General features: G+C 71.1%; 13 protein-coding genes and 1 tRNA gene. 5 read left to right on the forward strand and 9 right to left on the reverse strand.

Features of this window, described 5'->3' with window-relative positions; all coding sequences use genetic code 11:
• Positions 1-358 precede the first annotated feature (358 nt).
• The 5 genes from ABD978_RS30705 to ABD978_RS30725 form a co-directional block, all read right to left on the reverse strand.
• Positions 359-730, reverse strand: a complete 372-nt coding sequence (locus ABD978_RS30705) for a hypothetical protein (protein ID WP_345362549.1) — start codon at positions 728-730, stop codon at positions 359-361.
• A gap of 30 nt (positions 731-760) precedes the next feature.
• Positions 761-2164, reverse strand: a complete 1404-nt coding sequence (locus ABD978_RS30710) for a hypothetical protein (RefSeq protein ID WP_345362552.1) — start codon at positions 2162-2164, stop codon at positions 761-763.
• A 154-nt stretch (positions 2165-2318) separates the two neighbouring features.
• Positions 2319-3050, reverse strand: coding sequence for a hypothetical protein (locus tag ABD978_RS30715; RefSeq protein WP_345362555.1), 732 nt, complete (start codon positions 3048-3050; stop codon positions 2319-2321).
• Between the two features lie 276 nt (positions 3051-3326).
• Positions 3327-4412: a catalase gene (locus ABD978_RS30720; RefSeq protein WP_345362558.1), complete on the reverse strand. Its 1086-nt coding sequence runs from the start codon at positions 4410-4412 to the stop codon at positions 3327-3329.
• Positions 4413-4582: 170 nt separating this feature from the next.
• Entirely contained in the window at positions 4583-5260 is a 678-nt protein-coding gene (locus ABD978_RS30725; RefSeq protein WP_345362561.1) for a TetR/AcrR family transcriptional regulator, read from the reverse strand.
• Between the two features lie 89 nt (positions 5261-5349).
• Here ABD978_RS30725 and ABD978_RS30730 point away from each other — a divergent pair, with 89 nt between their 5' ends.
• Positions 5350-5934: a TIGR03086 family metal-binding protein gene (locus ABD978_RS30730; RefSeq protein ID WP_345362564.1), complete on the forward strand. Its 585-nt coding sequence runs from the start codon at positions 5350-5352 to the stop codon at positions 5932-5934.
• 82 nt (positions 5935-6016) lie between these two features.
• Here the strand turns inward: ABD978_RS30730 and ABD978_RS30735 are convergent, their stop codons facing one another.
• On the reverse strand, positions 6017-6751 hold the full coding sequence (locus ABD978_RS30735; RefSeq protein WP_345362567.1) for a hypothetical protein: 735 nt from the start codon (positions 6749-6751) through the stop codon (positions 6017-6019).
• 99 nt (positions 6752-6850) lie between these two features.
• On the reverse strand, positions 6851-7774 hold the full coding sequence (locus ABD978_RS30740; protein ID WP_345362570.1) for an ABC transporter ATP-binding protein: 924 nt from the start codon (positions 7772-7774) through the stop codon (positions 6851-6853).
• A gap of 107 nt (positions 7775-7881) precedes the next feature.
• Here ABD978_RS30740 and ABD978_RS30745 point away from each other — a divergent pair, with 107 nt between their 5' ends.
• Both ABD978_RS30745 and ABD978_RS30750 read left to right on the forward strand, forming a co-directional pair.
• Complete coding sequence (locus ABD978_RS30745; RefSeq protein ID WP_345362573.1) at positions 7882-9096, forward strand: sensor histidine kinase; 1215 nt, start codon at positions 7882-7884, stop codon at positions 9094-9096.
• Between the two features lie 14 nt (positions 9097-9110).
• On the forward strand, positions 9111-9773 hold the full coding sequence (locus ABD978_RS30750) for a response regulator transcription factor (RefSeq protein ID WP_345362576.1): 663 nt from the start codon (positions 9111-9113) through the stop codon (positions 9771-9773).
• Between the two features lie 16 nt (positions 9774-9789).
• Here ABD978_RS30750 and ABD978_RS30755 read toward each other — a convergent pair whose 3' ends face one another.
• Positions 9790-10734 carry a proline dehydrogenase family protein gene (locus ABD978_RS30755; RefSeq protein WP_345362579.1) on the reverse strand — a complete coding sequence of 315 codons (945 nt, stop codon included), beginning with the start codon at positions 10732-10734 and terminating at the stop codon, positions 9790-9792.
• Between the two features lie 150 nt (positions 10735-10884).
• On the opposite strand from ABD978_RS30755, the gene ABD978_RS30760 reads away from it, so the two are divergent.
• The gene (locus ABD978_RS30760) at positions 10885-11184 is read left to right on the forward strand and encodes a hypothetical protein (protein ID WP_345362582.1); all 300 of its coding nucleotides are present in this window, start codon (positions 10885-10887) and stop codon (positions 11182-11184) included.
• A 194-nt stretch (positions 11185-11378) separates the two neighbouring features.
• On the opposite strand, the gene ABD978_RS30765 is transcribed toward ABD978_RS30760, so the two are convergent.
• Positions 11379-11455: transfer RNA gene (locus ABD978_RS30765), tRNA-Arg, on the reverse strand.
• 198 nt (positions 11456-11653) lie between these two features.
• Between ABD978_RS30765 and ABD978_RS30770 the strand changes: the two genes are divergently transcribed.
• Positions 11654-14956 carry a glycoside hydrolase family 35 protein gene (locus tag ABD978_RS30770; RefSeq protein WP_345362585.1) on the forward strand — a complete coding sequence of 1101 codons (3303 nt, stop codon included), beginning with the start codon at positions 11654-11656 and terminating at the stop codon, positions 14954-14956.
• Positions 14957-14961: the final 5 nt, after the last annotated feature.

Raw genomic sequence — 14961 nt, forward strand, 5'->3', positions numbered from 1 at the left:
CTCCGGCCGCGTCGCCCGCGCCGGTGGTCCCGGTCGCCGTCCGGCCGGCGGGGCCGCGTCCGGCGGCCCCGCCACCGCGGACGGCACCGAGCCGCCCGCCGACGTCGTCGTCGTCCGTCGCGGCGCCGGAGCCGAGGAAGCCCACGGCCGTGTACGTGCCGCATCGCAAGAAACCGCTGGCCACGGTGACGGTCATCGTCGTCCTGGCGGTCATCGTCGCCGTCGGCGCGGGGCTCGCCTTCGCCACCGTGTGACGCCGCAGCCGCGACGCGGTCGGCCGGCTCAGCCGGCTGAGCCGGCAGGCATGCTGATCCCTGGCGATCGGTGCGCACGAGGGCGCACCGATCGCCAGGGATCTTCAGGAAAGAGCGATCTTTTCGATCGTCTGCCGGAGCGACTCGGCCGTCTCGGCGAGCGGAGCGACCGCCTTGACGAGGCCGGTGAGGCGGGACAGGGCGGCGGCGAGCCGAGTCCGGTCGGGTTCCGTCCTCTCGAGCTCGTCGGCCACCTCGGACAGAGCCGTCTCCGCGTCGGCGCGAGACGCCTCCGGGAGCCGCGTCGCCTGCTCGTTCAGGAGCGCGTGCAAGGTCTGCAGTTCGTGCAGGGCCTGCGCGGTTGCTGCCTGGTGCTGGGTGACCCGGGCACCACGGCCGACGGCCATCGCCCCCAGGTTGATGATCTGACCGTCGCCCGACTGGGCGATCCCGAAGTTGTTCGTCGCATCGGTCATATCGATCCCTCCATCTCGCGGAAATCGGCGTTAGGCCGATGCGTTCTCGCCCACGGCGAGCCGGCCGGTATTGACGATTCTCCCGCTGCCGGTCTGAATGATTCCCTGGTTCAGGATGGTCGCCTGCCGGGCGCGGTATTCACCGGTGTCGAGATTCCTCTCTTCGAGGAAATCGATGACCAGCTCGGACACGCGCTTCTGGACGATGTCCCCGTACTTCTTGACGTCCATGTCCTGGAAGAAATGATGAGCGCCGGGAGCCTGGCCGATCTCTCGTACGCTGCGTCGTGCTCCATAGTCGAGGACGTCGGCTCGGCGGGCGGGGAACTCGGCACCGAATTCGTTCTGATCGCGAGGGGAGACCGGCCGGTTCCTGCTCAGCGCCCGCAGGAGCAAGTGGTAGGGGAAGGTGCAGATGGTGACGGCCGCGCCGATCGCCTCCCCGGCCATCTGTACCACCGCCTTGGCAGCGACGAGGCGGACGTCACTCGGGGAGATCGCCGTGGGCAGGCGGTCCACCTCGTGGTAGGCCGCCTTGATCGGGCGCAGCTCGTACCTGTGCGTCTCGGTGTAGAGGGTGCGGCCTCGGACGTCGAGGTTGACGAACACCGACGCCACCACCTCCTGATCCCAGGAGCCGACGCGGACGCACAGGTATTCGCGCGCCGCGTCATAGTGCTCGACGCCCTGCTCCGTGGGGAGAGGCGCGTCCTTCGGAGAAACGGGCCGGACGCGCCCGATCGCGGTGCGATACCAGCGACGCGCTATCTCCAGCTCTTCGATCCGCTGTCCCTCCCATTCTTCGGCCTGGAGCACGGCGGTGAGCCTTCGCTGGATGTAGCCCATGATCTCTGCCGTGGTGAAGGGGGCCACCTCCGCGCGCCCGGGGCTCCGACGGTCGTCCATCGGCGGGAGGATGCCGTCGTTCGCGCGGTTCAGAAGGATCGGGAAGGCGGACGATGTCTGCCACGTTCCCGCGCCGACGAACGGCCGGTAGCCGCTGTAGTAGACCAGCCCCGAACTGCCGTCCTGCTCCCTGTTGATCCGGTCGCACTCGATCTGGGTGAGCGCGGCGTGGTCGGGGATGCGCCCGTCGAAGCCGTGCCGTCCTCCCTCCGGCGCGGGAACCACCAGGTGCGCGACAAGGGTGTGCAGTGTGATCAGGCGCTCCAGGAAGACCGCCGCCCAGGTGGCCCAGAGCCAGAGGGCGATCCCGATGATCGTGGCCGTCATGCCGAGGAACGAGAGCAGTACCGGGACGAACGGGCTGATGAGGATCGCCGTCCGCCGGTAGCGCCGGCGATTCCGTGCGATCAGTGCGTGTCCCAGAACGGGAAGAACGTCGTATCCATACGAGGGAGCGACGAATCGGTCCGTGTCGGCGACCTCACCGATGCACTCTTTGACGACCGCGTTCGCGAAGGCCGGATCCACGTGTGCTCCCACGCAGAGCAGACGCGTGACCGTGGTGCGGGCGTTCGGCCGGCCGGCGGACGGAGGGACCGGCTGGGGGTCACCGGATCGTCGATGGGTGGCCGCGTGCATACCGCTCATGTCGATGTCCTCTGAGGTCGAGAGAGCCGGGATTTCAGAAGTCGTCCGTGGTCACGGGTTGGAGGCCGTACTCACCCGCGATCGAGCTCCAGGCGGCGACGAAACCGTCCTTGGCCTTCCCGGCCTCTTCGCTGGCGGACTCGGCGTCCTTGTAGTGCTGGTTTCGCGTGGCCGATCCGGCGGTGCACCTACCGCTCTTCAGGTCGGTGGCCCAGGCGGCGAAGGCCCGGTCGGCGAGGGCCGACTTCTGGAACGCCGTCGCCAGGTCCTGTGCGGCCTGGGAACCGTTCTCGAGCGCGTCGACCTGTGCCCGGCCCGCCTGGTCCGCGAGGTTCGACCGGTTCGCCGCCGCCTGCGTGAGGGCCGAGATGTCGGCGTCCAGGCCGGCGCCGGTGCCACACGACTGGACGTCCTGTACGGCGGCCACGACCGCCTTCCGGTCTGGTGCGCCTTGATCGAGGAGAGTCTGCAGTGCCGTCGCCTGCGATCGCCCGTCGTCGGGGCCCGCGCTCGACGCGCCATCCGTGCTCGACGGGCTCGACGGGCTGTCCGGTGGCGGTGTGAACTGAGGGACGCCGCTCGCGACGGAAGTGCCCGAATCCTCGGGAAAGGCTCCTCCGGGATTCGCCGACGGCGCGGCGTCTCCGGTCCAGGGGTGGGCGAGTGAGACGGCGACCAGGAGCGCACCGCCGAGTGCCACGAAGAGGAGGAACAGCGCGGTGCGCCGAATCTCGTACGGAATGGACCGGAAGGTGGGCGTCGGCAATCTCTCCTCGGACCAGCGAATGGCGGGAGGCGATTCGGTGGATCTGTGTTCGGGCTGACGACCAGCGTCCATCGGTGACCCTCCCCGTGATCGACAGCGCGCTTCCGCCGAGCGTCGCTGTTATTGGGACGGCCCTGTCTCTCGATCGGGTCACCGATCTACGTAACGAATCAGTAACACAGCGTTATGTCGCTTTATGTGACGAAATGCCAGAGCTGATATCTGGTGATCAGTGCGTCCTCTCACGCACCGATCACCAATGATCTTCGTGCGCTTTCAGCCCACCTTGGTGGCGCGGTCGTCCGGGACGCAGTGGGTCATCCGCGGGCCGTTGACGTCCCTCGGTCCGTTGTGGCCCAGCTTCTCGAGCCGCGCCCGGTCCTCCTCGGTGAGGTCCTGGCTCGCCGGCGGCTCCAGGTGCGCGACGTCGTCCGGGCCGATGCCGAGCCCCTCACCGACGCGCAGGCCCAGGTCGTCCTCGGCGAGCAGGAAGTGCCAGACCATCCGCTCCTGGATGGGACGCTCGCACTGGGACAGCATCGTGACCAGGTTGTGCACCAGGTCGTCCCGCTCCCAATCGTGCATGAGCAGGTAACGCCGGCCCGCCTGCGCGTAGTCGTTGGTCCGTGGGATCCGCTTGCGGGTGACCCGGCCGGTGATCGTCGGCCCCTGCTCGTCATGGGTCGGATACCGCGCCTCGCGCAGCCCGCCCGTGATCGACGGCTCGTAGTTGACGTGCGGGTTCTCGCCGCCCTGGTCGACGCGGTAGGTCATCAGGCCGTCGCGCTGGTTGGTGCGGACCCGGCCGTGCTTCGGCTGGTTGACGGGCAGTTGCAGGTAGTTCGGGCCCACCCGGTAGCGCTGCGTGTCGCTGTAGGAGAACGTGCGGCCGACCAGCATCTTGTCGTCGCTGAAGTCGAGCCCGTCGAGGACCCCGGTGCCGAAGAGCAGACCCCGGAGAGCATTGTCGCGGACGCACCGGTCGACCGGCTTCAGCGCGTGGTCGGAGGAGTCCCGGCCGCCGATCACGGTGGAGAACCGCACCGCCACCGGCGTGCGCTTGCCGGCCTCCTGGAAGAGCTTCGCGCGGGTGAGGGCGCCGATCGGCTCGTCGCCGATCCGGCCGTACGCCTCGAAGTACCCGAACGCGGTGGTCCCGCGGGCGTGCACGACGCGTTCGGGGATCCGCTCGCGGTCGAAGTGGCTGATCTTCTCCAGGAACTGGTAGTTCTCCAGCGTCGCCGGGCCGCGGGCGCCGACCGTCCGCTGATTCTGGTTGTCGTAGACCGGGTGCCCCTGCCGGTTGGTGAGGACCTCGCGACCGTCTCCCGGCTCGGGGCCCATGCTGGATACGTCCGTCATGGCGACGGCCTCCTCGGGTCGTGTCTCCGTTCGTCGCCCCTACCCGTTGTGACCGGTTCAAGCTCCTTGGCGGCGTCCTCATCCGCCGAAGAGATCGCCGCTGACCAGGCTCGATGTCCTGGACCGTGCCGGCGTACGCCGCTCGCCGGTCGTCCTTGGGAAACGGAGAGTCACCGACGGGGGCGGTTCCGCGAGGAGCGTGCCGGCTCCGGGGGCCGCCACCGTTCTCCGACCTCCTCGTCGCTCGGCGGGGACGCGGGCAGCGGCCGGGTCGGCGCGCCGGCGCGCAGCGCGTCCAGCAGCGGCGTCAGGTAGCGGTGACGCAGCGCCGCGGTGCGCTCGGCGTCGCCGAGACGGATCGCGGTGATCTGATCGAAGATCATCGGCAGGTCGTTGGCGGCCACGTCCGGCCGTAGCGCGCCGGCGGTCTTCGCGCGGTCGAGGATCCGCGCGGCCAGCGCGGACGCCTGCGCGGCCAGCGTCCGCAGCTCCGGAGTGGGGGCGAACGTGCCGGCCAGGTGCACGGTGAGAGAGTGCACGTCCGAGTCGATGACGCCGCGCACGAATGTCTCGAACGCCTCCCACGGAGCGTCTTGCCGGGCCAGCGCGGACTCCGCGATGGCCGTGAAGCGCCGCAGGCCGTCCTCGCAGAGCGTCCGCAGCAGTTCCTCCTTGCCGGCGTAGCGCCGGTAGAGGGCGCCGACGCCGACCCCTGCCTCCTCGGCCACCGCCGCGATCGGCGCCTCGGGGTCGCGGATGAAAACCGCTCGTGCCGCGTCGAGGATCGCGCGGTCGTTGCGGGCGGCCTCGGCCGCCCGTCCTCTCCCGCCGGATGTCCTGGTCTCCATGACCGGGATTCTAGCTTGAACGGAATGATCCGTTCCGCTAAAGTTTGAACGGAACGATCCGTTCTGTTCTAGTACTTCCGGAGGTTCGCATGACCGCCACGTCCTGGTCGCTTCTCGAGCAGGCCCACACCGCGCTGCGCGCATCCACCGCCGAGCTCGGCGACGCGGACTGGGCGGCGAAGACCCCGTGCGAGCAGTGGAACGTCGCGCAGGTGCTGCGGCACGCCGCCGGTGACCAGCGCGCCTACGCCGCCGCGATCACCGGTGACGGCGGGCCCGAGGAGAACCCGTTCGACCCCTCGGTCGACGCGCCCGGCGACCCCAAGGACCTGCTCGAGAGCGCCGTGGGCGTTTCGGCACGGGCCTTCGCCACCGTGCCGACGGACGCGCAGGCCGTTCCCACGCCGCTGCCGCAGGGGCCGATGACGGCCGAGTTCGCCGTCGGCGCCGCCGCGCTGGACGCCGCCGTGCACGCCTGGGACATCGCGGTCGCCACCGGCCGTCCGTCGCCGCTCCCCGCCGAACTGGCCGAGCGCCTCCTGCCGGTGGCCACGGCCATCGCCGAGCCGCTCCGCGGCTTCGCCTACGCGCCCGCCCTCGACCCGCGACCGGCCGACGACGCCACCGCCGCGCTGCTGCGCCACCTCGGCCGCGACCCGGAGTGGACCCGCTGATCAGTTTCGACGCGGCCGCCGCCCGGCCCGTCGCGCCCCTCAAGCGGTGCGCCGAGGCCTTGCCCAGATGTGGACCGGGGCGTCAGGCGTCGCGGCGGCGCACCGCCTGCCAACCGGCCAGCAGCGCGGCCGCCGCCCACAGCGCGGTCACCCCGAGCCCCGTCCAGGGGCCGGGGCCTCCCGTGGTGTCCTGGCGCAGTACCTGTTGCCCGGCCCGGTCCGGCAGGTAGGCGGCGGCTCCGCCGGCGATGTCCCCGACGACGAAGGACACGATCAGGATGAACGGGATGAGCAGGCTCAGCACCGCAACGGCGCTGCGCAGCAGGAAGGTGAGCCCCGCGGCGAACAAGGCCATCAGGGCGAGGTAGATCCCGGCGCCGAGGCAGGCCCGCAGCGCGCCCGGTTCGCCCAGGCCGATGGCGTACCTCCCCAGGAACGCCTGCCCGGTGAAGAAGGTGGCGAAGGAGGCGGCGAGCCCCACGACGAGGGCGGAGCCGGCCAGAACCGCCGTCTTGGCGGCGTAGAACAGGTTCCGGCGCGGCACGGCGGACAGCGAGACCCGCAGGGCGCCGCCGGCGTACTCGGAGGACACCGCGGTGGCCCCGAAGGCGATGGCCGCGATCTGCGCGAAGTTGATCGCGTAGAAGGCGCCGAAGACGGGGTCCCCGCCGTTGTCCGCCTCGGCTCGGCCGACGGTGGCGAAGACGAGCAGAGTGATGGCGAGGGTCGCGGCGAAGACCGCGATGAGCGAGCCGAAGCTCGCCCGGACCGACCGGATCTTGATCCACTCGGAGCGGAGTACCGCTGTGACGGGCATGGTCAGACTCCCTGGGGGACGGTCGGAGAGACGGTGGCGGCGGAGAGCTCCGGCACGGTCAGGCCCCTTTCGGAGCGGCGGCGGAGAGCTCCCTCATGGTCAGGCTCCCTTCGGAGCGGCGGCGGCGAATTCCGTCTCCGCCGCGGTGAGAGCGAGATACGCCTGCTCGAGGGACGCGCGTTCGTCGGCGAGCTCGAGAATGGCGATGCCCTCGCGGGCGGCGATGGCTCCGACCTGCGCGGCTTCGGCGCCTTCGACGACCAACCGGCCGTCATCACCTCCGGTGACCGCGTATCCGCCGGTCAGCAGCGCGGCTCGCAGCCGGGCAGGGTCGCCGGATCGTACGCGTACGCGCGCGTCACTGTGCCGTTCGATGAAGTCCCGCATGGGGAGATCGGTGAGGAGCCGGCCCCGGCCGAGGACGACGAGGTGGTCGGCGAACGTCGCGGTCTCGTTCATCAGGTGGCTGGAGACCAGGACCGTGCGGCCCTCGCGGGCGAGCCGGCGCAGCAACTCGCGGATCCAGACGATGCCTTCCGGGTCCAGGCCGTTGGCCGGCTCGTCCAGCAGGAGGACGGCCGGGTCGCCGAGCAGCGCGGCGGCGATGCCGAGGCGCTGACGCATGCCGAGCGAGAAGGTCCTGACGCGGCGGCGTGCCGCCGTGGCCAGACCGGTGTCCCGCAGGACCTCGTCCACGCGGCGGTCCGGGATCCGATTGCTGACCGCGAGGAACCGCAGATGGTCCAGGGCGGTACGGGAACCGTGGGCGGCCTGCGGGTCCAGCAGGGCGCCCACGGTGCGCAGGGGCTCCCGAAGGGCCGCGTACGGCCGGCCGCCGACCGTCGCGGTTCCGGCGGTGGGGCGGTCGAGGCCGAGGACGAGGCGCATGGTGGTGGACTTCCCGGCGCCGTTGGGCCCGAGGAACCCGGTGACCCGGCCCGGCTCGACGCTCAACGTCAGCCGGTCGACGGCCCGGGTGCCGCCGTACTCCTTCGTGAGGTCTTCGAGGTCGATGCCGATCATGGCCTCAGCGTCGTCGTACGGACCGGGCCCCAGCGCCCCCCGTCGGAGGAGTCCGTCTCCCCCGTACGGGGGGAGACCCGGTGTTCCCTCTCTGCCACGATGACCGCATGCCAGGCCTCCTGTCGCCGCTGACGCGTGCGGTCACGTACACCCGCTGGCTGCACCTGCTCGTGGGATCGATCGTGCCGTTCGGCTGCGCCATGGCCTATCCCGGACTGATCAGCCCGACGCCGTCCGACTGGGTGCTCATCACCGTCCTGCCGATTCCCCTGGTCCTGACCGCGGCGATGGTGCCCGGGATGCGCCGGGCAGAGGGGTTGCAGGCGCGGCTGATGCTGTTCCCCGGCTCGCACGCGCGGGTGGGGGGCAAGGAGGATCCGGGAATCTCCGCCGTGCCGTCCGCTTCATGGAGCCACCGGGCCAGAACCGGCGCCTGGCTGGTGCTGCGGCTGGAGGCGGGGCTCGCCGTCGCGGTGGCGACGGAGCAGTTGATGGCGCTCTCCCTGTCGTTCGCCGGGGCGGCCGCCGGAGATCCCGGCGTGGCCGACTCACTGGTGCGAATCTCCGGTACGGGCTGGGCGTACGCCCTGCTGATCCCGGTTCCCGTGCTCGCGCTGGCCGCGGTGGTGGTCGGCGCGGGCGCCCTCATGGCGAAGGCCGCCCGCCGGCTGCTCGGACCGTCCGCGAAGGAGCGGCTGGCCGCGTTGGAAGAGCGCACCGAGCGGCTGCTGGAGCGCAACCGCATCGCCAGGGAGTTGCACGACTCCCTCGGCCACGCCCTGACTCTCGCGGTAGTGCAGGCGGGTGCCGCCCGCGCGTCCGCCGATCCGGACTTCACGGACCGGGCGCTGGAGACCATCGAGGAGACCGGCCGGGCCGCGTTGGAGGACCTGGAACGGGTCCTGATGGTGTTGCGCGACACGGCGCGGTCGGCCGCCGCCCGGCCCGCCCTCGGTGAGGCGGGCCGGCTGCTGGACTCCGCTCGGGCTTCCGGCGCACAGGTCGACGCCGAGGTGAGCGGGCCGCTGGACCGGGTGCCGGCCCCGGTGTCCCGCGAGGGTTACCGGATCCTTCAGGAGGCCCTCACCAACGTGCTGCGGCACGCGGGTCCCGTGCCGATCCGGGTCCGCATCTCCGTGGACGAGACGCGGCTGCGACTCGAGGTGCGCAATCCCCTGCCCGCGGCGGTCGCGGTATCCGGCACCGGCGGCGGGAGCGGGCTGCGGGGGGTACGGGAGCGCGCCGCGTTCCTCGGTGGCGAGGCCCGCGCGGGCGAGGACGGCTGCGACTGGCTGCTGCGCGTCGACCTGCCCCTGCGCTGATCTAGGCTGACCGGATGCCGCTCACGATCCTCCTGGTCGACGACGAGCCGCTGGTACGGGCGGGTCTGCGCGCCGTACTGGAGGCCCAGCCGGACATCGAGGTGGTGGGCGAGGCGGCCGACGGCGCGGCCGTGATCCCGCTGGTACGCCGACTGCGCCCCGACGTCGTGGCCATGGACGTACGGATGCCGCTGATGGACGGCATCGAGGCCACGCGGGCGGTGCTGCGCACGGTGCCGGATCCGCCGAAGATCGTCGTGGTGACGACGTTCGAGAACGACGAGTGCGTGTACGGGGCGCTGCGTGCGGGCGCCGACGGATTCCTGCTCAAACGGGCCCGGCCGGCGGAGATCGTGCACGCCATGCGACTCGTGGCCGAAGGCGACTCGTTGCTGTTCCCGGCGGCGGTCCGGCAGTTGGCCGCCTCGTACGGCGAGGACTACGGCAACGCCGAGGCCCGGGCGGCCATGGAGCGTGCCGCGCTGACCCAGCGGGAAGAGGAGGTGCTGCGTCTCATGACACGCGGCCTGTCGAACGCGGAGATCGCCGACCGCCTCGTGGTGGGGACCGAGACCGTCAAATCGCACGTGAGTTCCGTACTGGCGAAACTCGGGGCACGGGACCGCACCCAGGCGGTCATCACGGCGTACGAGTCCGGCTTCGTCTCCCCGGGCTGACGACGCGCGGCGGCGATCAGGAATGACCGCCGTCCCGGGTGGCGTCCACCAGAGCCTGGAGCAGCCGGGTCGGGTCCTCGCCGACGCGGCTGCAGACGTACAGCCACCACTGGGTGCCGAACACGATGTACTCCCTGACCGGATGCCCGCGGTCCCGCATCGTCCGCAGCCGATCGGCGCCGAGTCCCAGCAGGATCTCGACCTCGTACGCGCCGGAGTCCCGCCGCATGCGCGGCTGCAACTCGTCGAGGAGGTCGAGGTCGTGGGTGGCGATCGAGCAGAGGTGGCCGCCGTCCAGCAGGCGGGTCGCGTACGCGAGGTAGGCCGCCCGCAGCTCACGGCTGTCGCGGGGGAGGGCGACGGTCTCGGCTTCGAGGTAGGAGCCCTTCACCAGACGGATGCGGCCAGGGCGCTGAAGCAGGCGGGGCAGGTCCTCGGCCGTCCGGTGCAGACGGGCCTGGATGGTGACACCGACGTGGTCGAAACGCTCGCAGAGGCGTTCGTGGGTCCACAGGATGAGGTCCGTACGGCCGGACCCCTCCATCGAGATCATCATCTCTTGTCCCGCGGCGGCGGTGGCCTCGGCCAGCCGGGTGGCGTTGGCCAGCCCCAGCTGCCGGTCCACCACGGAGCCGATGTGCGAGAGGTCGAGGGACACCGAGCAGTTCGTCCCGCGGGCTGCGGCCTGCCGTGACAGGTCCAGGAACACCTCGGTCTCGGCCGCGGCCAGATCGGCGTCCCGGCAGCTCTCGCCCATGTAGTCGAGGGAGATGGACTCGCCTTCCGCGTTGAGCAGTGCGGCCCGCGCGAGCGCCTCGGGAATGGTCCGGCCGCCGACATACCGTTCGGCCACCCGCCAGGCCAGCGCGCGCAGTGCGGGATCCGCGGCGACCCGGTCCTTGAGGCCCTCGTCGAGGGCCAGTGCGCGCATCGCCTGGGCGGCCTGCTCCATCACGGTCATCGTCATCCTTTCGTCCGAGGACCGTGAATCTATCACCAACGAAGATTATTTTTAGAAAAGGCCGCCCTGTCTCCCCGGGGCCAGGTGAATGTGCGGCCGCCCACGACGGCGGGCGCTGCACGGGTTGCGCGCCGGCCTCGACCTCGCACAGTGAGTGTCGGCCCGGTCGACAAGGACCGGTGTCGCTGTCGAATGCTCCAGCTCAATCAAGAGGAACAGAAGGTTGTGATCCACATGGACGACCACAACGATGCCCCCCAGACGACCAGGCCGGTGTCCGCCGAGGTCATCCAGGGAGTGAACATGATCGCCTTCAGCCTCGGCGTCATCGCCGGCTGCGTGACGATAAGGATCTCTGGCGACGCCATCGTCGCCTTCTCGGTCGGCGGTTTCGTCGCCGCCGTGACCCTCATCGTCGCCACGCTCATCGTCCGCCGCGACGGCCGCTAGGAGAGCGCCGTCGCCGGACCGGCAATCACTCTCGGCCGGACCCGGCCGAGGCCGAACATCGAGCGGCTCCCGTCCAGGGGGCCGCTCTGCTCGTGGCCCTGGTCGACTAGGTGAGCGCCGGTCACCATGCGGGCATCCAGCGGACCGACGCCGGCGACGCGCGCTGACGACGCTGTTCGAGGTGGGTTGAGTGATGGCGCGCCCAGAGGGATTCGAACCCCCGACCGTCGGATTAGAAGTCCGATGCTCTATCCAGCTGAGCTATGGGCGCTCAATCGATCGGCTCTGAGTGTACGGACTTCGCGGCGTTCGTGCGTCACCGGTGAGAGCGGTCCGATCAAAAGCCTGGTGGTCCGGGTGGCCTGATCCGGCCGGGACCCCCACGATCTCCGTTGACATGGATGATCTACCGATATTGACTCCGCGTGTGAGGGAAGGTCCCCGCCTGCCCTGAGCGAAAGGTGCCGTCGTGCGCCCACGGCTTGGTGTCCGCCGCCTGCTCGTCCTCCTCGCCGTCGCCGCCCTGGCCCTCGCGTACGGCGGCGCGCCGGCCTCGGCCGCTCGGCGTGGGACGGCCACCGCAGGGCGGACGCACACGGTGACGTACGACCACTACTCGCTGAAGCTCGACGGCGAACGGGTCTACCTGTGGTCGGCGGAGTTCCACTACTGGCGGCTGCCGAGTCCCGACCTGTGGCGGGACGTGCTGCAGAAGTTCAAGGCGGCCGGGTACAACGCCACCTCCATCTACTTCGACTGGGCCTACCACTCGCCGAAGCGCGGCGTGTACGACTTCACCGGCGTACGGGACATCGACCGGCTCCTCGACATCGCGCGGCAGGTGGGCATCTACGTGATCGCGCGCCCGGGGCCGTACATCAACGCCGAGACCGACAGCGGCGGGTTCCCGGGCTGGCTGACGACGCAGAAGGGCCGGGCGCGGTCGAGCGCTCCCGACTACACCGAGGCGTACCGGGAGTGGCTGCGGCACGTCGACCCGATCATCGCGCGGCACCAGTTCACGCACGGCACCGGTCCGGTGATCCTGTACCAGATCGAGAACGAGTACGGGTCCAACACCGACACGGCGTACATGACGGATCTGGAGCAGCAGGTGCGCGCGGACGGCATCGACGTGCCGCTCACGCACAACCACTGTTGCGGCGCCTCGACGTGGGCGACGGGTCCCGGCGCGGTCGACCTGCCGGGCCGGGACAGTTACCCGCAGGGGTTCAACTGCTCGACCCCGGACCGGTGGAACGGGGTGAGCACGCTGCCGCGCTTCCGGGACGACGCGCCGATCTTCACCCCGGAGTTCCAGGGCGGGGCGTTCGACCCGTGGGGCGGTCCCGGGTACGACAAGTGCCGGCAGCTCACCGGCCCCGACTTCGAGAAGGTCTTCTACGAGAACAACATCGCGAACGGCGCGACGCTGCAGAACTTCTACATGACGTACGGCGGGACGTCGTGGGGCTGGCTCGCCGATCCGAGCCAGGTCTACACGTCGTACGACTACGGCGCGGCCATCAAGGAGGACCGGGAGCTGACGCCGAAGTACGACGAGGCCAAGCGGCTCGGGTACCTGACGCGGGCGGTGGCGCCGCTGACCAAGACCGACCCGGTCGCGACCGGCGGGCCGACGAACGCCGCCGTGAGCCTCGCCGCCCGGGCGAACCCGGACGACAACACGCACTTCTACGTGCTGCGGCACCGGGACGGCACGTCGACGACGACCGAGACCACGCACCTCCCGATCGACCTGAACGCCCGGCCCCCGCACTACACGTACGACGACACGGACTCCGCGCTGGAGTACGCGGGGGACGGCTGGAACCACGCCTCCGGCCAGGACTGGACGAGCGGCGACTACCGGGACACCGAGTCCTACAGCGACCGGGCGGGCGCGTCGGTGACGGTGACGTTCACCGGCACGGCGGTCCGCTGGATCTCCTCGCACGAGACGAACCACGGCATCGCCGACGTCTACCTCGACGGGGCGAAGGTCGCGACCGTCGACGGGTACGGGACCTCGAAGCTCTTCCAGGAGGTGTTCTACAAGGCCGAGGGGCTGGCGGACACCACTCACACGCTGAAGATCGTCGCGACCGGGACGAGCAATCCCGCCGCGAGCGGCGCGTACGTCATCGTGGACGCCATCGACCTGTCGGCGGGGCCGCAGGGCGGCGCCGAGCCGTACTACCCGTCCGTCCCCCAGGAGCCGGGCACGGACATCACCCTCGCGGGACGTGATTCCAAGCTGCTGGTCGCCGGCTACCGGCTCGGCGCACAGGAGCTGCGGTACTCCACCTCGGAGATCATGACGCACGGCCGCATCGGCGGCCGGGACGTCGCCCTGCTGTACGGGCGCCAGGAGGAGGACGGCGAGACCGTGCTGCACTACGCGGCCGAACCGGCGGTGACCGTGCTGTCCGGGGACGTACGGCACGTCTGGGACGCCGGCCGCGGGGACCTGCGGCTGAACTACGCGCACCAGGGCCTGGCGCGCGTGCTCGTCACACCGCGCGACGGCGTGCCGCTGTTGCTCCTGCTCGCGACGGACCAGGAGGCGGCGCGGTTCTGGCGGCAGGACACCGCCGCCGGGCCCGTCCTCGTCCGCGGCCCGGAGCTCGTCCGGTCCGCGGCGGTCCACGGATCGGTGCTGGCCCTCACCGGTGACACGTCCGCGCCGACCGGCCTGGAGGTCTTCGCCGCGCCGGCCGTACGGGCGGTCACGTGGAACGGCGCGCCCGTACGGACGGCCGGGCACGACACCCTCACCGGACGGCTGGCCGGGCCCCGGCCCGTCACCCTCCCGGCGCTGACCGGCTGGAAGACGCGGCGGGAGTCACCCGAGGCGCAGCCGGGCTTCGACGACCGCGGCTGGACGGTCGCGGACCACAGCACGACCAACAACCCGACGCCGCCCGCCACGCTGCCGGTGCTGTACGCGGACGACTACGGCTTCCACCACGGCGACGTCTGGTACCGGGCGCACTTCACCGCGACGGGCGGGGAGACCGGGATCGCCCTGACGGCGGGGACCGGCCGGGCCGGCGTCTACTCGGCGTGGCTGAACGGGAGGTTCCTGGGCAGCACCGGGGACGGCCTGCACACGTTCGCCTTCCCCGACGGCGCGGTGGCGAAGGGGCGGGACAACGTGCTCTCGGTGCTCGTGGAGAACATGGGGCACAACGAGGACTTCGACGCGACCGACTCGCACAAGGAGCCGCGCGGCCTGACCAACGCCGCGCTCCTCGGCTCGGCCGCCGCGCTCACCTGGCGGATCCAGGGCGGCGCGGGCGGGGAGGACCTGTCCGACCCCGCGCGCGGCCCGTTCAACACCGGCGGCCTGTTCGGCGAGCGGAACGGCTGGCACCTGCCCGGCCGTACCGGCGCCGGCTGGACGGCCACGACACTGCCGCACCGCGACACGACGCCCGGGATCTCCTGGTACAGGACGACGTTCGACCTGCGCCTGCCGAAGGGCCAGGACGTGCCGCTCGGCGTGACGTTCACCGACGACCCGTCCCGGCACTATCGGGCGCTGCTGTTCGTGAACGGCTGGCAGCTCGGCCGGTACATCAACGACGTCGGCCCGCAGCACACCTTCCCGATCCCGCCGGGGATCCTGCGCACCGACGGCCGCAACACCCTGGCGATCGCGGTCTGGAACGTGGACGACGCCACCGGCGGCCTCGGCCAGGTCGGCCTGCGGCAGTACGCCGACCTGGCCACGAGCCTGCGGGCCTCGGACGTCCCCGCCACCCGCTGACACCC

It is taken from the genome of Actinoallomurus liliacearum (genome assembly GCF_039542035.1).
GTDB lineage: Bacteria > Actinomycetota > Actinomycetes > Streptosporangiales > Streptosporangiaceae > Actinoallomurus > Actinoallomurus liliacearum.